Genomic DNA, 17,975 nt, shown 5'->3' with positions numbered 1-17,975 from the left:
GACGTGCCCGCCCGTTCCTGGTAGAAACGAGCGGTGGCACGAAGCATCGCGACGAACACCCGGGTCGACCGGGCCGGCCTGCTCGACTTCGTCCGGCCCCGGCACCGGGTCCTCCTGATGACCACCCGGGCCGACGGCCGCCCGCAGTCCTCGCCGGTCACCGCCGGGGTGGACCCGGCCGGCCGGCTGGTGGTCTCCACCTACCCGGAGCGGGCCAAGGTCACCAACATCCGCCGCGACCCGCGGGTGTCGGCGTGCGTGCTCTCCGACGACTGGAACGGCCCGTGGGTGCAGCTCGACGGCACCGCCGAGGTGCTCGACCTGCCCGAGGCGCTGGAGCCGCTGGTGGAGTACTTCCGCTGCATCTCCGGCGAGCACCCGGACTGGGACGAGTACCGGCAGGCGATGGTGCGCCAGGGCAAGTCGCTGATCCGGGTGACCATCGACGCCTGGGGTCCGATCGCCACCGGCGGCTTCCCCGCCCGCCTGGCCGACTGACGGCGCACCCACCCGCCCCGGCGGCCCGCCGCGGTCAGTACGCGGCGGTGAAGCGGGTGTTCTCGTGCCGCGGGTTCTCGATCTCGTCCACGATCGCCACCGCCAGGTCCTCGTAGCTGAGCACCGAGCGGCCCTGGTCGTCGGTGACCGGCTGGTCGCCGCCGGTGCGGTAGTGCCCGGTGCGCTCGCCCGGGTGGAACTCCAGCGGCGGCGGTGACACGTACGTCCAGCGCACCCCGTCGGCCGAGGACCGGTAGTAGTCGAGCGCCTCGGCCTGGCCCAACGCCGAGGGGCGGTACTCCTCCGGGAAGTCCGGCTCGTCCAGGTAGCGGGTGCCGCGCGGGGTGAGCAGGGTGGACCCGCCACCCAGGTGGACGATCCGCGGCGCGTCCGGCATCCCGCGCAGCGTGGTGACCAGGTTCCGCGCCGCGGCAAGCCAGAGCCCGTGCTCGCCGCCGCCGATCGCCACCACCATCGCGTCCGCGTCCGGCGCCAACTCCCGTACGCTCCGCTCGCTGGTGGCGTCGCCGGTCACCACGTGCACCCCGGCCGGCAGGTACGAGGTGGCCTCCGGGCGCCGGACCGCCGCGACCACCCGGTGGCCCCGGTTGACCGCCTCGGCGGTGACCCGCGAGCCCGCGGTGCCACCGGCCCCGAACACGACGATGTTGCTCACGGTCCCAGGCTATGGAGCCGTCCCGTCGCCCGTCGGTGGAACGCCGATCCCGGTCAGTCGACCAGGGCGGAGTAGACCAGTTGGCGCAGCTGCGGCCGGAGCGGGTAGGTGCTGGACGGCAGCAGCTGGGTGAAGAGCAGCGCGGTGATCTCCTCGACCGGGTCCACCCAGAACGCGGTGCTGGCCACGCCGCCCCAGTAGTACTCGCCGACGCTGCTCGGCACCCGGCTCGGGATCGGGTCCTCGACCACGGCGAAACCGAGGCCGAAGCCGATCCCGTCGAGGGTGGTCTCGGCGAAGCCGCCGGTGGACAGGGTGCCCAGGTCCTGCCCGCCGGGCAGGTGGTTGCGGGTCATGAAGCGCACGGTGCGGGGGCCGAGCAGGCGGGCCCCGTCCAGCTCACCGCCGCGCAGCAGCATCTGGGTGAACCGGTGGTAGTCGGCGGCGCTGGAGATCAGGCCACCGCCGCCGGAGAGGAACGCCGGCTTCTCGTACGCCAGCGCGCCGAGCTTGTCGTAGCGGAACGCGCGGCCGGTGCGCGGGTCGGGCGCGTAGAGCGCGGCCAGCCGGTCGGCGGCGTCGCCGTCGGCCCACCAGTGGGTGTCGGTCATGCCGAGCGGGCGGAGGATCCGGTCGGCGAAGAAGGCGTCCAGGCTCTGCCCGGAGACCACCTCGACCAGCCGGCCGAGCACGTCGGTGGCGACCGAGTAGCCCCACGCGCTGCCGGGCTGGAACAGCAGCGGCAGCTCGCCGAAGGCCCGGCAGGCGGTGGCCAGGTCGACGTCGGCCGGCGGGTAGAGGTCGTAGCCGGCGGCCCGGTAGAGGCCGTCGACCACCGAGGTCTGCATGAAGCCGTACGTCAGGCCGGCGGTGTGGGTGAGCAGGTGCCAGACCCGGATCGGCTCGATCGCCGGCACCGTGTACGGCTTGAGCGTCGAGCCCTTCGAGTAGACCCGCAGGTCGGCGAACTCGGGCAGCCAGCGGCTGATCTCGTCGGTCAGCTCGAAGCGGCCCTCCTCCCAGAGCATCATCGCGGCGACCGAGGTGACCGGCTTGGTCATCGAGTAGATCCGCCACAGCGTGTCCGGTTCCACCGGCCGGCCGGCCTCCACGTCCCGCAGCCCGTACGTCGAGGCGTGCGCCACCTCGCCGCGGCGGGTGACCACCACCTGCCAGCCGGCCAGCCGCCCGGCGTCGACGTACCTGCCGAAGTGCTCGTCGATCCGCGCCAGCCGCGCCGGGTCGAAGCCGATCTGATCCGGGTCGATGCTGCGTGCCACACTCACGCCGCCGAACCTACTCGGCGGTACCCCGGGCCGGAAGGGCCGACGACCACACATGTCGGTGGCCGTCGGTAGCCTGGCCCGATGCCCGAGCTGACCGAGGACGAGACCTTCCGCAACGAGGACTGGTACGGCGAGGAGCTGGTCGACCGGCACTTCGTCCGCTGCTCGTTCTTCCACGTCGACCTGACCGAGGCGGTCAGCCGGGGCGCGGTCTTCGACGGGTGCACCTTCGGCAACGTCAAGTTCAACGCCTCCCGGCACACCGACTCGGCCTTCACCCGGTGCGGCTTCGCCCGGTGCAACCTCTTCGAGGCCGAGTTCACCGGCTGCAAGCTGGTCGGCAGCACCTTCGCCCAGTGCGACCTGCGCCCGATGACGATCAGCGGCGGTGACTGGTCGTTCGTCGCGCTGCCCGGGGCCGACCTGCGCGGGGTCCGGATCACCGACGTGCGGATGCGGGAGGTCGACCTGACCGGGGCCAACCTGACCGGCGCCACCGTCACCGGCGTCGACCTCTCCGCCGCCCAGCTGCACAGCTCCCGGCTCTCCGGCGCCGACCTGCGGGGCAGCGACCTGACCGCGCTCGACCCGCTGGTGGTGGAGCGGGCCGGCGCGATCATCGACGCCGAGCAGACAGTGGTGATCGCCCAGGCGCTCGGTTTCGAGATCCGCTGAAAAAGCCGACGCCGGTTGTCAGGTTTTCCTGCCAGGGTGGGTGGCATGGCATGGTGGTCCGACCTGGTAGATGAGCAACCCGAGTTCGCCGCGCGGGTGCGCGCCCGCTTCACGGTGCGCAAGCACGGCACGATGGCGACGCTGCGCCGCGACGGCTCGCCGCGGATCAGCGGCACCGAGTTCGACTTCGACCCCGAGCACCTGCGGCTGGGCAGCATGGCCGGTGCCCTCAAGGCCCTCGACCTGCGCCGGGACCCCCGGGTCGCGCTGCACTGCCCGACCGAGGACGCCCCCGAGGACGACCCGCGGGCCTGGGGCGGCGACGCGAAGATCGCCGGCATCGCCCACGAGGAGCCGGCGGGCGAGGACGGCTCGCACCGGTTCCGGATCGAGCTGACCGAGGTGGTGCTGACCCGGGTCGGTGACCCGGCCGACCACCTGGTCATCGAGAGCTGGCATCCGGGCGGCGGGCTGCGCCGGCGCGAGCGGCGCTGAAGACCACCCCCCGGTCGCGCCGCGCGCCGGATCCGACGCCGGCTACGCCGTGCCCGGACCGGGATTCCCGGATTCCGGCGCATCCGCTACCTTCCGGTGACGAACCGGGTACGCCGACCGTCCACATTGCGAAGCGGTCGAGCCGGTGCGAACGTGAGACGGCTCGGCGCGGGCGGCGGGTGCCACCGGGGCCGGGCCCGGCCGGTGGGGGAGTGGAGGGTCGGTGGCCGAGGAAGACCTCACCCGAGCGCGCGCCGGTGCGACCGGACCGGCCAGCCACCGCGCGTCCGGCACACCGGCCCGGCACCGCTCGACCCTGCCGTTGCCGGCCCGCGCCCGCGAGGTGCTGGGCGGGCTGGCCCGGTTCCGGCAGCGCCGCCGCTGGGTCCTGGAGGGGTTGACCGCCGTCGCCTGCCTGGCCGCCCTGGTGTCGTACCTGGCCGTCCAGCCGGATCCGCCGGGGGAGCGGGGCGACCGCCCGGACGGCCTGCCGGCCGGGATCGGCCGGCCCAGCGTGTTCCCCGGCGCCGAACTGCGCTACCCGGCCACCGGGCCGGCCTCGCCGGGGTTGCAGCCGCGCCAACGCCCACCGAGCCCGACCCCGTCCGGGTCGGCGACCTCCGGTCCGCCGGTGCGCCCCACGCTCAGCGTGGAGCAGCGGGACGTGCCCGCCCGGGTGGACCTGACCGCGTCGGGCCCGCGCGACTGGATCCACTGGGGACTGCGCGGCGGCGACTCGACGGTGCGCAAGCGCGGCGGCTCCGGCGAACTGGTCGACGCCGGCGGCCGGGGCGTCCGGGGTGGCTGGGACGCCAACCAGGAGACGTTCAGCTGGCGTGACGGCGCGCCGGTGGGCACGGCGGACGGCACCCCGACCGGGGTCTACACCTGCGGGTCCGGCAGCGGGTTCGCGCTGGCCGTGGCCGGCGCCGGCGAGGCACGCACGGTGCGGCTGTACGCCGGGGTCTGGATGGCCCGGGGCCGGCTCGAGGTCCGGCTCTCCACCGGCGGCCTGAGCCGGACGTTGCGGATGGAGGACCCGCACACCCTCCGGTCCGCCGAGTTCACCATCCGCTTCCAGGCCCCGAAGGGGACCCGGCTGCTGCTGAACTGGGTGACCGAGGAGGTGTTCACCGGGGAGTGCGGCAGCGTGAGCCTCCAGGCGCTCGCGCTGCGCTGACCGTCGGTGCGGCCCGCCGCCCGGCTGTGCCCCGCGACCGCCGGTTCCCCCGGGCGGGGGAGTCGCTCCACCCCCGAGCGGGAGGGGCGCCGGTCGGCGGCCGGGCAGGGTGAACGGCATGACCCGCACCCTGCCCCCGCCGCCTCCGCACGCCCCGCACGCCCCACCCGCCCCGCCGGCCGTGGCCCGTCGCCCGACCCTGCCGTACGCCGTGTTCGGCTGGGCGCTGGCCTACGGCGCGCTGCGCCTGTGGTGGGCGGTCGCCGGCACTCCCGCGTTCCCGCCGCTCGGCACCGACCTGATGGTGTTCACCGGGTGGTGGGCGGTGGTGCTCTGTGCCGCCACGGCGCTGCTCGGCGTGGCGCTGGGCCGCGCCCGCGCCTGGCGTCCCGCGCTGGTCGCGGCCGGCTGGGCGGTCTGCGCGGCGCTGCTGCTCTCCTGCGCCCTGCTCCTGCTCGACCTGGTCGGGTTGCTCATCCTCGACCCGGGCGCGGCGTTCCACCCGGGGGCGTTCGCCAGCCGGCTCGGCTGCCTGGCCGGGGTGGCGCTGCTCGCCGCGGCGCTGGTCGACCACCGGCGCCGGCGGCGCGGCGACTGCCGGCGCTGCGGGCGCACCGGCCGGCCCCGCGCCACCGGCCCCGCCGTGGTGCCGGGTTGGGCCCGGGTGGCGGCGTGGGCGGCCGTCGCCGGCTGCCTGCTGCGGCTGGCCGCCCAGGTGTGGGTCGGTTTCGACGAGGTGCCGCTGAGCCAGGGCGCCTCGATGGTGGCCTTCGAGGTCGGCTTCCTGCTGGCCGGGGTGCTGCTGCCGCTGGCCCTGGTGTACGGCTGGGGGCAGGTCTGGCCCCGCTGGGTGCCGCTGCTGGCCGGCCGGCGGGTGCCGCGCCTGCTGCCGCTCGTGCCGGCGGCCGTGTTCGCCGTCGGCCTGGTTGGCTACTTCGGCATCGGCCTGGCCCAGCTCACCGTGGAGACCGTCACCGGCACCTTCGACCCGGGCGACGGCCGCTACCCGCTGGCGTTCTTCTGGGTGGCCGAGCCGGCGTACTGGGTGTGGGGCTGGGGCCTCGGGGTGGCGGCCGTCGACTACCACCGGCGCGCCCGCCGCGCCTGCCCGGCGTGCGGTCGCTGAGTCGGGCCGGTCGGGACAGTTTGTCCGTCGCGCGGCGTCCGGGGCGTCGTAGCTTTCTGCTGTCCGGTCCGACGATCCTCTGTGGAGAGTGCACCGATGAGCAGCGCCGCCCGTACCGCCCGACCGACCGCCGCGCGGGAACCGGCCGGGGAGGTGCTCCGGGAGATCCCCCTGCCGCCCTACGTGACCGGGGAGGACGCCCAGTTCGCGGTGCGGGCGGTGGTGGTGCACGCGCCGCGGCACTGGTCGGGCGGGACGGTCTGCCGCAACGACGCCAGCCCGCACCCGTGCCGGCTGCACCGGTGGGGCACCCGCGTGCTGGCGCTGCGCGGCCTGCACGCCGCCGACATCGCCGCGCTGATCGAGCGGGGCGACCCGACCGCCGCGGTGCCGCCGCCGCGCCGACCGGGCGCCTGAGCCGGTGCGGGCCCCGAGCCCGGGGCCCGCACCGGTGTCAGCAGACGATCGGCTTGACCCAGGAACACTCCCGGCCCTCGGGCGCCCGGGGTGCGTCGGGGGCCGCCGGCGGCGCCACCCGCGCCGCGCTCACGCCCTCCGCGCGGTACGTGGCCAGCGCGATGGCGATCTGGTCCTCCAGCCCCTTCACCGACGAGGCGAGGTAGTTGTTCAGCAGGACCGAGAAGGCCAGCACCCGGCCGTCGGCGTCGGTGACGTAGCCGGAGAGGCTGGAGACGCCGGTCAGGCTGCCGGTCTTGGCGTGCACGTTGCCGGCCGCCGGGGTGCCGCGCATCCGGCTGCGCAGGGTGCCGCCGACGAACCGCTCGGGCTCGCCGGCGATCGGCAGCGCCGCGTACCAGGCGTCGAACCAGGGTTCGGCGCGGACCGCGGCGAGCAGCCGGACGAACTCGTCGGCCGGCACCAGGTTCCGCCGCGACAGCCCGGAGCCGTCCCGCTGGCGCAGCGTGCCGGTGTCCATCCCGGCGTCGGCCACGTACCCGGTGATCGCGGCGAGCCCGGCCGACCAGGTGCCGGTGCCGGAGCGCATCCGCCCGATCTCCTTGGTCAGCACCTCGGCGTGGCCGTTGTTGGAGAGCTTGAGGAAGGGCACCATCAACTCGGCCAGCGTCATCGAGTCGTGCCGGGCCACGGTGGCGGCCGACTCCGGGGTGGCCTGTCCCAGGACGGTCCGGCCGAGCACCCGTACGCCGTGCTTGCGCAGCGCCGCGCGGAACACGTCGGCGGCGTACCCGGTCGGCTCCCAGACGGTCACCCAGTCGCTCGCCGGCTCGTCGCCGACGGCGATCTGGCCGGTGACCACGACGGTGTTGCTGCCGTGCTCGCGCTCGAAGGAGATCGAGGTCTCGCCGTCGGCCACCGTCTCGGCCCGGTTGTCGAACCGGAGGTAGCCGGTCTTCGGGGTCGTGGTCAGCACCGGCCGGTCGCCGGCGGCGGCCCCCGGCGCCGCGTGCACGATCACCGTGCCGGCGTCGTAGTCGGTGTCCGGCGCCACGGTCAGCGCGGACACCTGCGCGGCGTAGTAGTACGGCTCGTCGTCCCAGGTCCAGTCCGGGCCCAGCCGGGTGCGGTCGTAGCGGGTGTCGTCGGCCACCAGGTTGCCGGTGACCAGCCGCACGCCGGCGGCCGCGACCTGGGCGGCCAGCGCGTCGTAGTCGGCGGCGAGCATTGTCGGGTCGCCGCCGCCGCGCAGGTGCAGGTTGCCGGAGAGCACGCCGGCCCGGCGGGTGCCGCTGGTCAGCACGTCGGTGCGGAACCGGTGCCCGGTGCCGAGCAGCTCCAGGGCGGCGGCCGAGGTGAGCAGCTTGGTGTTGGAGGCGGGGATCAGCCGGCGGTCGCCGTTGCGGTTGTAGACGGTCTCCCCACTGGCGGCGTCGACCACCACCACCGAGGCCTGCGCCCCGGCGAGCCGGGAGTCGGCCAGGATCGCGTCGATGGTGGCGTTCAGGCGGGTCGCCGCCGGGGTCGGCGATTCGGCGGTGGCGGTGGGAGCGCCGGCGGTGGCCGCCGCGGCGACCAGCGCGACCAGCGCGAGCGTCCGGGGGAAGAGACGTCGATGCATGCGTCGATGCTGTCATGGAGATATCTGCCGGAAAAGTCTCCGGGCCGAAAAGAAATTGCCGATCTGCCGCGGCGCGGCGGGAGCGCCGGCACCCGGGCCGGCGCTGCGGTCAGCCGTCCAGCCGGCGGGCGGTGACCGGCCCGTCCGGCGGTTGCTCGTCCGGGGCGAGGACGGCGACCGCCCGGTCCACCAGCCCGTCGCTGACCAGTACCAGCCGGTGGCACGCCGGGTCGCCGGTCCGCTCGGGCAGCCGCCCGGCCAGGCCGCGTACCTGCTCGGCGGAGGCGTCGTCCAGCACGAACCCGGCGGCGTCCCAGCGCCCGTCCACGGTGAAGAACGCGGCGCTGTCCCGCTCCAGGTCGCCGTTGAGCACCACCGTCCGGTCCTCGCCGGCGAGGTCGCTGGACGCCTCGTTGAGCCCCCACGCCTGGTACGACGCCCGGCCCTCGGCCGGCGCGTCGGCCACGCCCACGCCCTCGCACCCGGTCGCCAGCAGCACCAGCGCCACCGCCGGCACCAGAACCCGCCATCCGACCCGTCCGCCCATCCCGCCCTCCGAGCACCGATCCTGCCCGATCAGACCCCGGCGGCGCCGCCCCGGTTCCGCCGGTGCGGGTGTGAGCGGAACGACCGTTCCGGCGGGCAGTCGGCGGCGACCGGCGTTGTTGCACGACACATGGACGCCCGGGACGTCGACGTGATGGTGATCGGGGCCGGCCAGGCCGGCCTCTCCGCCGGCTACCACCTGCGCCGCACCGGCTTCGACCCCGCGACGGGCTTCGTCATCCTCGACGGGGACGACGGCCCGGGCGGGGCGTGGCGGCACCGCTGGCCGACCCTGCGGCTGGACCGGGTGCACGGCTTCCACGAGCTGCCCGGCATGCCCTTCCCGGCGGCCGACCCCGGCCGTCCGGCGGCCGAGGTGGTCAGCGCCTACTTCGCCGCGTACGAGCGGGAGTTCCACCTGCCGGTACGCCGGCCGGTCCGCGTCCGGGCGGTCACCTCGCGCCCGGACGGCCGGCTGGACATCGCCACCGACCACGGCAGCTGGAGCGCCCGCGCCCTGGTCAACGCCACCGGCACCTGGACCCGGCCGTTCTGGCCGCACTACCCGGGCCGGTCGCTGTTCCGCGGCCGCCAGCTGCACACCGCCGACTACCGGGGACCGGACGAGTTCACCGGGAAGCGGGTGGTGGTGGTCGGCGGCGGCACCTCCGCGGTGCAACTGCTCGCCGAGGTCTCCACGGTCGCCGCCGAGACGACGTGGGTGACCCGGCGGCCCCCCCGACTTCCGGGCCGGTGAGTTCGGGCCCGAGCACGGCCGGGCCGCGGTGGCCCTGGTCGACCAGGCGGTCCGCGCCGGCCGCCCGCCGTCGAGCGTGGTCGGGGTGACCGGGCTGCCGCTCACCCCCGAGCTGCTCCGGTTGCGCGAGCGCGGGGTACTCGACCGGTTACCCGTCTTCGACCGGATCACGCCCGACGGCGTGGCCTGGGCCGACGGGCGGTTCGTCGCCGCCGACGTGATCCTCTGGTGCACCGGCTTCCGGGCCGCGCTGGACCATCTCGCCCCGCTGCGACTACGCGGCCCGGGCGGGGGTATCACCATGGACGGCACCCGGGTGGTGGCCGACGAGCGGATTCACCTGATCGGGTACGGCCCGTCGGCGAGCACGATCGGCGCCAACCGGGCCGGCCGCGCGGCGGTACGCGACATCCGGGCGCTGCTCGCCCCGGTGGGCGCCGGGAACTGACCGGGCTCTATTTGACGGATCCGCCGGCAGCGGGCACCGTAGGCCGTGAGAGGGGCCTCAGCTGCCCCGACGCCGCGGGGCGATCGAGGCCCCGACAATCGCCTCCCACGTGTGCTCGCCTGCGTGGCCGGTCCGGCCCGCGCCCTGAATCCGAGAAATCCACGAGGAGTTCCGCCATGCTCACCATGACCGACAACGCCGTCCTGGTCATCCGCGACCTCGCCACCCAGCAGGACGTCGCCGAAGAGGGCGGGGTGCGCATCGCCGCCGACACCCAGGCCGGTTCGCTGACCGTCGAACTGGCGGCCCAGCCGGTGCAGGGCGACCAGGTGGTGGACAACCAGGGCGCCCGGATCTTCCTCGACGCCGACGCCGCCGAACTGCTCGGCGACGCCTCGGTGGACGCCACCGTCGACGACGAGGGCATCGTCCAGTTCGGCTTCACCGAGAAGCAGTAGGGAACCGCGACGCCCCGCCGGGTCAGCCGGCCCGGCGGGTCTGCTCGCCCCGCGACCGGGCCGGCCGGCCCGGTGCGCCGGACCGCCCCGGCCGGGCGTCCGGCCGCAGCAGGGTGGCCAGCACGTGCGCCACGTGGTGCGAGGTGCTCCAGGCCGCCCAGTTGCTCGCCGACCCGGCGCCGGCGACCCGGCGGGCACGCCGGAGCAGCTCGTGGTCGCCCCACGAGTAGGCCGCCCCGGCGGCGGGCCAGTGCGGGGCCGAGACCAGGGCGCGGCACAGGTCGGCGAAGCGGTCGTCGCCCCGCCCGCCGCGCCGCGACCACCGGTAGACCCACCAGGCGCCGTCGGCCGTGTAGCGCACCGTGGGCAGCCGGTCGGCGGGATGGTCGGCGACGGGCACCGCGGAGGTCACCCCGTAGTCGCCGTACCCGACGCCGAGGTCGGCCAGCCGCTGCCAGAGCAGCCAGTCCCAGCGGTCCAGCCGGACCGGTTCGTCGGTGGGCAGCCGGGACAGGCTCGGCGGCATCCCGCCGGCGGCCACCGTCACCGAGCGCCAGGCGTGCCGGCGGGCCCAGTCCAGCAGCCGACGGACCCGGGGTTCCGCCGCCCGCACGTCGGCCCGGCAGCACACGTCACCGGCGTCGACCAGCAGGTCGCACTGTTCGGGCACCAGTCGGGTGAACCGCCACACCCGCTCCACGGCGGCGGTGGTGGCGTCGGGCCCGGCCCGGTCCTGGGCCACCCGCAGCCGCACCACCGCGCGGCAGGCGTACGCCCGGGCGGTCAGGCCGTGCGCGACGAGCCGGCGGTCGCTGTCGGCGAGCCCCACCACCGGCACCAGCGGTACGCCCCAGCGGACCAGCTCGGTCTCCGGCAGGTCGGGCAGGGCGCCGACGTCGACGGCCGGCAGCAGACCGTCGGGCAGCCGGCCGAGGGCGTCCAGTGTGTACGCGTCCGCGGTGGACACCCGGAGGATCGGGGCGAGCAGGGAAACGTCGAGGCCGTCGAGGTGGCTGAGCGCCTCCAGCTCACCCCGCCGGCAGGCGAGGACGGGGCGGTAGACCGGTTCCGCCGCCCGACCCCCGTGGGCGGGCTCCATACCTCAGCCTATGTCAGACATCGTCGGTCGTCACCGGGACGTTCGGGCCGGCGGAGCGGGCCCCGGCGCGGGTGCCACCGCCCCCGGCCGCCGGCCACGCCGGTGCCGCCGCCCGGCATGGCTGCGGGCGGCGGCACCGGCCGTGGCTCAGTCGTCGTCGCGGTCGTCGTCATCGTCGTCGGAGTCGTCGTCGCGGTCGCCGTCGGAGTCGTCATCCGAGTCGTCGTCGGAGTCGTCGTCGACCGAGTCCTGCTCGGCCTTGACCACCGCGCCGGTCTCCCGGTCCACGTCGACCTCGTGCTCGGTCTGCCCGGCGACGATCTCGACGCTCCAGACCGGGCGGCCGTGCTCCTGCTCCGCCTCGATCTCGGTGATCCGGCCGCCGCCGGCCGAGGCCAACGCGATCTCGCCGGCCCGCTGCTGGTCCACCGCGTCGCCGCCGGTGGCCGGAGCGGTCGTGCCGGTCGTGCCGGGGGTGCCGGGGGTGCCGCCGGTCGTGCCCGGCGCGCCGGGCGTGGCGCTGGTCGGGTCGGCGTCTCCGGTGGCGGCGGTGCCGGGTGCCGTCGTGGCCGCGGCCAGGGCGGGCCGTCCGGCCCGCTCGTCGTCGGCCACCGCCGTGCCGACGGCGACCCCGGTCACCGCGAGCACGGCCGCGCCGCCGAGCGACGCCAGGATCAGGGAGTTGCGCTTCATCTCGGTCCACCTTTCCTCGGTCTCTGCCTCCGAGCATCGGCCGGAACGGGATAGCGCCGCGCTGCCCGGACGCTAAGGCCCGGTTAAGGCCGGTCGGCGGGGGTTCAGGCGGCCGGCGGACCGAACGTGAGCCGCACCTCGGCGCCCCCGCCGGGAGCGCTGCCGAGGTCCAGCCGACCGCCGCCGGCCTGCGCGGCCCGCCGGGCGATGTCCAGCCCCAGGCCGGTCGACCCGGCGGAACTGGCCCCCCGCCGGACGGTGCCGGCCGGGATGCCGGGGCCCTCGTCGGTGACGGCGAGCACCACCTGTCCGGCGTCCAGGGCGAGCCGGACGCCGAACGCGGTGCCGTCCGGGGTGTGCGCGAAGACGTTGCCGAGCAGCGCGTCCACGGCCGCGGCCAGCTCGTCGGCGGGCACGGCGACCGGCAGCGGCCCGGGCGCCAGGTCGAGGCTGACCGCCCGTCCGGTGTCCTCGGCCAGCACCGACCAGAACGCCACCCGTTCGGCGACGATCGCCGCCGCGTCCGCGACCGCCGGGCCGGCCGCCGGCGACCGCCACCGGGCCTGCTGGATCAGGCCGGTGACCGCGCGTTCCAGCCCGTCCACCGCCGCGGTGACCCGGGCCGCGTCCTGCGGGTCGCGCAGCGACTCGGCCTCCAGCCGGAGCGCGGTCAGCGGGGTGCGGAGCCGGTGCGACAGGTCCGCCACCCGTTCGCGTTCCTGCGCCAGCAGCACCTGGATCCGGCCGGCCAGGTGGTTGAGGGCGCCGGCCACCTCGCGCAGCTCGGCCGGCCCGGCCGGTGCCACCCGGGCGTCCAGTTCGGCGTTGGCGAGCCGGTGCGACACCGCGGAGAGCTCGCCGATCGGCCGGACCAGGTTGCGGGCCAGCCGGTCGGCGACGGCCAGCCCGATCAGCACCAGCAGCACTCCGAGCAGGGCCAGCACCAGCCAGGAGCGGGTCACCCCGGCGGTCAGCTCGGCGCGGGGCACCTCGGTGCGGATCACCCCGGTGCCGTCCGGCCGGCCCTGCACCGCGATCACCACCTCGCGTCCCCGGGCCGACTCCGCGGTCAGGCTCCGCCCCCGCTCGGCCAGCGCCACCGCGGGCGTACGCGGGGCGGCGGCGCCGAGCACTGTGCCGTCGGGCAGGAAGACGCTGACCGGACGGCCGGACTCGGCGGCGAGCTGCTCGACGGTCAGCCGGATCGTCTCCGCGTCCTCGGTACCCACCACCGGTACCAGGCGCTGGGCGTCGGCGGTCGCCCGGACGGTGGCCCGGTCCTCGGCGACGGTACGCACCAGCAGCGCCAGCGGCACCAGGAAGGCGGCCAGGGTGAGCACGCTGACCGCGGCCACCAGCAGGGCCAGCCGGGCCCTCACCCGGCCGCCCCGGGAGCTTCGAGCCGCACCCCGACCCCGCGCACGGTGTGCAGGTAGCGGGGCTGCTGGGCGCTCTCGCCCAGCTTGCGGCGCAGCCAGGACAGGTGCACGTCGACGGTCTTGTCGGCGCCGCCGTACGGGATCTGCCACACCTCGGTGAGCAGCTCCCGTTTGGTGACCACCTCGCCGGGCCGGCCGGCCAGGTGGTGCAGCAGGTCGAACTCGCGCGGGGTCAGCTCGACCGGTTCGCCGTCCAGGGTCACCTGGCGGGACCGGGGGTCGATCCGCAAACCGCCGACCACCAGTGCCGGGTCGTCGGTGCCACCGCCGGCCGGGCCGCGCCGCAGCACCGCCCGGATCCGGGCGTCCAGTTGGGCGGCGGTGAACGGCTTGACCACGTAGTCGTCCGCGCCGGCGTCGAGGACCCGGACGATCTCGGTCTCGTCGTCGCGGGCGGTGGCCACGATCACCGGCACCGAGCTGACCGCCCGCAGCATCCGCAGCAGCTCGCGGCCGTCCAGATCGGGCAGCCCGAGGTCGAGCACGACCAGGTCGGGTCGGTCGTCGAGGGCGTCGCGCAGCCCGGTCATCGCGGTCGAGGCGGCCGCCACCGCGTGTCCGCGATCGTGCAGCGCCCGGATCAGCGGCGTGCGGATCGTCAGGTCGTCCTCGATGAGCAGCAGGCGGGCCACAGCAGGCAGGCTATCCGCCGCCGGCCGGTCCGGCCGCGGACGTTAACCCTCCCTTAGCGTCCCGCGGTGCCACGCCCAACCTTCGATCGGGGATAGTCGGGGCATGCGCCGCCGTTCGATCCTCGCCGTCGCCGGGTGGCTGGCCACCGCCGTGGTCGCCACCCTGATCGGACTGGCCGCGATCCGGCTGGTGGGGGAGAGCATCACCGGCACCCCGGGCGGCGTGCTCAGCCAACGGGAGGTCGAGCGGGCCCTTGCCGCCGAGCCGGCCACGCCGCTGCCGGGGGCCGCCTCGCCTGGCCCGGCCACCGCGACACCCGGCCCGTCCGGCGCCACGCCGAGCGCACCGGCCGCGGGCCGGCGGGTGTTCACCACCGCGGGCGGCACCGCGGTGGCCGAGTGCGTGCCCGGCGGGGTGCGGCTGGTGTCCTGGGCGCCGGCCCAGGGCTACCGGGTCGGCGACGTCGACCGGGGCCCGGACGACGACGTCGAGGTCAAGTTCGAGGGCCCGTCCGGCGAGTACGAGCTGAAGGTGCGCTGCGTGGGCCGGGAACCGCTGGCCGTCCCCGACGACTGACCGCGGCACCGGCCCTGACCTGCGGCGGAACGGCGGAAGTGTCCATGATCGGACAACTGCTGGCCTGGTTGGCGGAACGGTCACGACATACGTTCGATGACAAAGGGTGCGATCGGCGAGGATCCCCCTTTGCCGCAACAACTGCCTCAACGCCGCCCCTGGGGCGGCCCGGGAGGGCACCGATGTCCAGCCTCAGAACCCGGCGCGGGCCGGCACAGCCCGATCCGGGGGACGACGACGCCACCCGTGCCGACGCGGAGGTCACCACCTGCGCCACCGTCGGCCTGCCCGCGACCGCGCGGGTGCTCTTCGCGGTGGTGACCGCCGACGGCAACCTGGTCCGCGGCCTCGGCGCCGCACAGGCCACCCGCCTGGCCCGGGGCAAGTACCAGGTCATCTTCGACCAGGACGTGACGGCCGCCGGATACGTGGGCACCATCGGGCTGTCCGGCAGCGCCGGTGTCGCACCGTCGGGTCAGGTGGCGGTGGCCGGCCGTACCGGCATCCCGAACGGTGTCTTCGTCTCCACCTTCGCCGGCGACGGCAGCGTCGCCGACCGGCCGTTCCACCTGACGGTGCTCTCCTGACCGGCGCCGTCGATCCGCGACCGGGAGCGAACGAGCGCACGGCGCCGCTCGACCTCGGTCGAAACGTCGCCGCGCTCTGGCCGTCTCCCACCGCCGCAGCCGTACGGCGGTACGTCAGCGGGGACCTGGCTCGACCGGCCGTGTCGCACCGGTCTGGGTCTCGATCCCCGTCCTCGATGGAGTCAAACCTCGATGGGGTGGCAAATTCCACCATCTGCCAGTCCCGGCGTGACGCGGGGCCGGACCGGGTATGAGCCCGACATGGAGCATTTCACGATCGCGACCGTCGCCGAGAAGAGCCCGGACTTCCGGCGGGTGCTGTGGACCGGTACGCACACCCAGTTGGTGATCATGACCATCCCGCCGGGCGGTGAGATCGGCGAGGAGGTCCACGAGGACATCGACCAGATCCTGACCTTCGTCAGCGGCACCGGCGAGGCCCGGGTCGCCGGGGAGAAGCGCGAGGTCGTCCAGGGCGACCTGGTGGTGGTGCCGGCCGGCACGAAGCACAACTTCGTCAACACCGGGCCGAACCCGCTGGTCCTCTACACCGTCTACGGCCCGCCGGAGCACGCCGACCAGGCGGTGCACCGCACCAAGGAGGAGGCGGACGCGGCGGAGGCCGCCGGCGAGGACGAGCCGCCCACCTCCTGACCCGGGCAGCGGCGGGACCGACCGGGCCGGCGGGCGCCGCCGGCCCCGCACCCGCCGCCGGCACCCGGCCGCCCGACGAGGGGTGACCAGCCCGGCGGCTCGCACCCGGGTCCGGCCGCGGGCCGGGTCGGGCTGGGCCGCCCGATCCGGCCGGCCGGGCCGGGCTGGGCCGTGCCGTCGGATCCGGCCGGGCCGGGCGCCCGGTCTGAGGCGGGCCGATCCGGGTACCCGCAGCGGGTGGACCAGCCGGCGATCTCCGACTACGGCTTCCTGTCCGACTGCCGCTCCGGCGCGCTGGTCGGCCGGAACGGCTCGATCGACTGGTGGTGCCCGGACCGGTTCGACGCCGCCTCGGTCTTCGGCCGGATCCTGGGCCCCCGGGCCGGGCACTGGCTCCTGGCGCCGGTCGCCGCCGGCCGGCCCGGGCACCGGGTGGAGCGCTCCTACCGACCGGACACCCTGGTGCTGCGCACCGTGCACCACACCCCCGAGGGCAGCGTGGCGGTGACCGACGCGCTGGCCGCCGAATTCGGTGCCCGGGGGCACGAGCTGGGCATGAACTCGCCCGGGGTGCTGCTGCGGGTGGTCGAGGGGCTCAGCGGCCGGGTGCCGATGGAGCTGGAGTTCTGCCCCCGGCCGGACTACGGGCTGCTGACCCCGTACCTGCACGACCAGCCGGACGGCGCGGTGCTGGCGGCCTGCGGCTCGGTGACGCTGACGCTGCGCGCCGAGGGCCTGCCGCTGCGCGCCGGGCAGGACCGGGTCCGGCACGAGTTCGCGGTCTCCGCCGGGGACGTGGTCGGCTTCGACCTGGCGTACGGGCACGCGTACGGTGATCCGCCGGCCCGGCTGGACCCGGTCGTCGCGCTCGCCGAGACGGTGCAGGCCTGGGAGGCGTACCGGGAGTCGCACCACTACCCGGGCGAGTACGCCGACCTGGTCCGGCACAGCGCCACGGTGCTGACCGGGCTGACGTACAGCCGCAGTGGCGCGGTGGCCGCGGCGCTGACCACCTCGCTCCCCGAAGAGCTGGGCGGCGACCGCAACTACGACTACCGCCTCTCCTGGCTGCGCGACTTCGCGATGACCCTGCGCGCCTTCTGGGTGGCCGCCTGCCCGCACGAGACGTCCCGGCTCTTCGCCTGGGTGGCCCGCTCGATCGGCCAGGTCGGCCAGATGCCGGTGCCGGTGATGTTCGGCCTGGCCGGGGAGCGGGACCTCTCCGAGCACGAGCTTGCGCACCTGCCGGGCTACGCCGGCAGCCGGCCGGTGAGCGTCGGCAACGACGCCTGGCGGCAACGCCAGCTCGACGTGCCGGGCGAGGTGATCCTGGCGACCTGGCAGCTGCGCGACTACCTCGGCACCAGCTTCGAGAAGGAGCTGCGCGAGATGGTGCTCGGGCTGGCCGAGCAGGTGGCCACCACCTGGCACCTGCCCGACCGGGGGATGTGGGAGACCCGCGAGGTCGAGCGGCACTACCTGTCGTCGAAGGTGCTCTGCTGGGCGGCGATGGACAAGGCGGTGGCGCTGGCGCCCCGGCTCGGCGAGCGCGCCGACCCGCGGCGGTGGGCCGCGGTCCGGGACGAGATCCGGGCCACCGTGCTGCGCGAGGGCTGGAACGACGAGGTCGGCGCGTACACCGCGTTCTTCGGCTCCACCGAGCTGGGCGCCTCGGCGCTCTACCTGCCGGTGGTGCGTTTCCTGCCGGCGGCCGACCCGCGGATGCGCGCCACCATCGAGGCGGTGGAGCGGGAACTGGGCACCGCCGACGGGCTGGTGCGGCGCTGGGCCGGCGAGCCGGCGGGCTTCCTGCTCTGTTCGTTCTGGCTGGTGGAGTGCCTGGCGATGGCCGGCGAGCGGGAGCGCGCCCGGCGGTTGTTCGAGCAGGTCGTCGGGCACGCCAACGACGTGGGCCTGCTCAGCGAGCAGATCGACCTGCGCGACGGCGCGCAGCTGGGCAACACCCCGCAGGCGCTCTCGCACATCGGCCTGATCAACGCGGCCTGGCGGCTCACCGAGCCGACCGGCGAGTGACGCGGAAATCCTGCAACAGACCTGCAAGCGCAATCCATTGACGCTCGTGTCTGGCCGGTCCTAGCCTTTCGAGTACG

General features: G+C 75.5%; 21 protein-coding genes. 13 read left to right on the top strand and 8 right to left on the bottom strand.

The features are described 5' to 3' along the window. Positions 1-33: 33 nt before the first annotated feature. On the top strand, positions 34-498 hold the full coding sequence (locus SM577_RS08615; protein ID WP_474580509.1) for a PPOX class F420-dependent oxidoreductase: 465 nt from the start codon (positions 34-36) through the stop codon (positions 496-498). A gap of 34 nt (positions 499-532) precedes the next feature. On the opposite strand, the gene SM577_RS08610 is transcribed toward SM577_RS08615, so the two are convergent. Together SM577_RS08610 and SM577_RS08605 are read right to left on the bottom strand one after the other, a co-directional pair. Then, positions 533-1,174 (bottom strand): NAD(P)-dependent oxidoreductase, encoded by a 642-nt coding sequence (locus SM577_RS08610; protein WP_302917962.1) that lies wholly within the window; start codon positions 1,172-1,174, stop codon positions 533-535. 53 nt (positions 1,175-1,227) lie between these two features. After that, a complete protein-coding gene (locus SM577_RS08605; protein ID WP_474586620.1) occupies positions 1,228-2,460 on the bottom strand; it encodes a serine hydrolase domain-containing protein in 1,233 nt (410 codons plus the stop codon). An 81-nt stretch (positions 2,461-2,541) separates the two neighbouring features. Between SM577_RS08605 and SM577_RS08600 the strand changes: the two genes are divergently transcribed. The 5 genes from SM577_RS08600 (at position 2,542) to SM577_RS08580 (ending at position 6,353) form a co-directional block, all read left to right on the top strand. Further along, positions 2,542-3,135 (top strand): pentapeptide repeat-containing protein, encoded by a 594-nt coding sequence (locus tag SM577_RS08600; RefSeq protein WP_302917960.1) that lies wholly within the window; start codon positions 2,542-2,544, stop codon positions 3,133-3,135. A gap of 45 nt (positions 3,136-3,180) precedes the next feature. Then, on the top strand, positions 3,181-3,630 hold the full coding sequence (locus tag SM577_RS08595; RefSeq protein WP_474586619.1) for a pyridoxamine 5'-phosphate oxidase family protein: 450 nt from the start codon (positions 3,181-3,183) through the stop codon (positions 3,628-3,630). Between the two features lie 223 nt (positions 3,631-3,853). Beyond that, entirely contained in the window at positions 3,854-4,810 is a 957-nt protein-coding gene (locus SM577_RS08590; protein ID WP_302917958.1) for a hypothetical protein, read from the top strand. Positions 4,811-4,928: 118 nt separating this feature from the next. Beyond that, a complete protein-coding gene (locus SM577_RS08585; RefSeq protein WP_474586618.1) occupies positions 4,929-5,936 on the top strand; it encodes a hypothetical protein in 1,008 nt (335 codons plus the stop codon). Between the two features lie 96 nt (positions 5,937-6,032). After that, on the top strand, positions 6,033-6,353 hold the full coding sequence (locus SM577_RS08580; protein WP_474580512.1) for a hypothetical protein: 321 nt from the start codon (positions 6,033-6,035) through the stop codon (positions 6,351-6,353). Positions 6,354-6,390: 37 nt separating this feature from the next. Here SM577_RS08580 and dacB read toward each other — a convergent pair whose 3' ends face one another. Both dacB and SM577_RS08570 read right to left on the bottom strand, forming a co-directional pair. Beyond that, complete coding sequence (gene dacB / locus SM577_RS08575; RefSeq protein WP_474586617.1) at positions 6,391-7,974, bottom strand: D-alanyl-D-alanine carboxypeptidase/D-alanyl-D-alanine endopeptidase; 1,584 nt, start codon at positions 7,972-7,974, stop codon at positions 6,391-6,393. 109 nt (positions 7,975-8,083) lie between these two features. Further along, the gene (locus tag SM577_RS08570; protein WP_302917954.1) at positions 8,084-8,521 is read right to left on the bottom strand and encodes a hypothetical protein; all 438 of its coding nucleotides are present in this window, start codon (positions 8,519-8,521) and stop codon (positions 8,084-8,086) included. A gap of 129 nt (positions 8,522-8,650) precedes the next feature. Here SM577_RS08570 and SM577_RS08565 point away from each other — a divergent pair, with 129 nt between their 5' ends. The 3 genes from SM577_RS08565 to SM577_RS08555 all read left to right on the top strand — a co-directional run bounded on the left by SM577_RS08565 (position 8,651) and on the right by SM577_RS08555 (position 10,183). Continuing rightward, entirely contained in the window at positions 8,651-9,277 is a 627-nt protein-coding gene (locus SM577_RS08565) for an NAD(P)-binding domain-containing protein (RefSeq protein WP_474586616.1), read from the top strand. A gap of 28 nt (positions 9,278-9,305) precedes the next feature. After that, positions 9,306-9,725: a hypothetical protein gene (locus SM577_RS08560; RefSeq protein WP_474586615.1), complete on the top strand. Its 420-nt coding sequence runs from the start codon at positions 9,306-9,308 to the stop codon at positions 9,723-9,725. A 176-nt stretch (positions 9,726-9,901) separates the two neighbouring features. Beyond that, the gene (locus tag SM577_RS08555; protein WP_474586614.1) at positions 9,902-10,183 is read left to right on the top strand and encodes an adhesin; all 282 of its coding nucleotides are present in this window, start codon (positions 9,902-9,904) and stop codon (positions 10,181-10,183) included. 22 nt (positions 10,184-10,205) lie between these two features. Here the strand turns inward: SM577_RS08555 and SM577_RS08550 are convergent, their stop codons facing one another. From SM577_RS08550 to SM577_RS08535, 4 genes are all read right to left on the bottom strand, one after another. Continuing rightward, positions 10,206-11,282 carry a beta family protein gene (locus SM577_RS08550; protein WP_474580516.1) on the bottom strand — a complete coding sequence of 359 codons (1,077 nt, stop codon included), beginning with the start codon at positions 11,280-11,282 and terminating at the stop codon, positions 10,206-10,208. 147 nt (positions 11,283-11,429) lie between these two features. Beyond that, positions 11,430-11,975 (bottom strand): PepSY domain-containing protein, encoded by a 546-nt coding sequence (locus SM577_RS08545; RefSeq protein WP_302917950.1) that lies wholly within the window; start codon positions 11,973-11,975, stop codon positions 11,430-11,432. Positions 11,976-12,079: 104 nt separating this feature from the next. Next, a complete protein-coding gene (locus tag SM577_RS08540; protein ID WP_474580517.1) occupies positions 12,080-13,354 on the bottom strand; it encodes a sensor histidine kinase in 1,275 nt (424 codons plus the stop codon). Continuing rightward, a complete protein-coding gene (locus SM577_RS08535; protein ID WP_302917948.1) occupies positions 13,351-14,046 on the bottom strand; it encodes a response regulator transcription factor in 696 nt (231 codons plus the stop codon). The genes SM577_RS08540 and SM577_RS08535 overlap by 4 nt, the downstream gene beginning before the upstream one ends. Positions 14,047-14,149: 103 nt before the next feature. Here SM577_RS08535 and SM577_RS08530 point away from each other — a divergent pair, with 103 nt between their 5' ends. The 4 genes from SM577_RS08530 to SM577_RS08515 all read left to right on the top strand — a co-directional run bounded on the left by SM577_RS08530 (position 14,150) and on the right by SM577_RS08515 (position 17,898). Further along, complete coding sequence (locus SM577_RS08530; RefSeq protein WP_474580518.1) at positions 14,150-14,623, top strand: septum formation initiator; 474 nt, start codon at positions 14,150-14,152, stop codon at positions 14,621-14,623. Positions 14,624-14,805: 182 nt separating this feature from the next. Then, complete coding sequence (locus SM577_RS08525; protein WP_302917946.1) at positions 14,806-15,210, top strand: hypothetical protein; 405 nt, start codon at positions 14,806-14,808, stop codon at positions 15,208-15,210. A 261-nt stretch (positions 15,211-15,471) separates the two neighbouring features. Continuing rightward, positions 15,472-15,864, top strand: coding sequence for a cupin domain-containing protein (locus SM577_RS08520; RefSeq protein ID WP_109901079.1), 393 nt, complete (start codon positions 15,472-15,474; stop codon positions 15,862-15,864). A 237-nt stretch (positions 15,865-16,101) separates the two neighbouring features. Then, entirely contained in the window at positions 16,102-17,898 is a 1,797-nt protein-coding gene (locus SM577_RS08515; RefSeq protein ID WP_474586613.1) for a glycoside hydrolase family 15 protein, read from the top strand. The last annotated feature ends 77 nt before the right edge of the window (positions 17,899-17,975 follow it).

The organism is Micromonospora desertarenae (genome assembly GCF_056150265.1).
The sequence above is the reverse complement of the archived record's forward strand: the minus strand, read 5'-3'. Positions and strand labels throughout refer to the sequence as shown.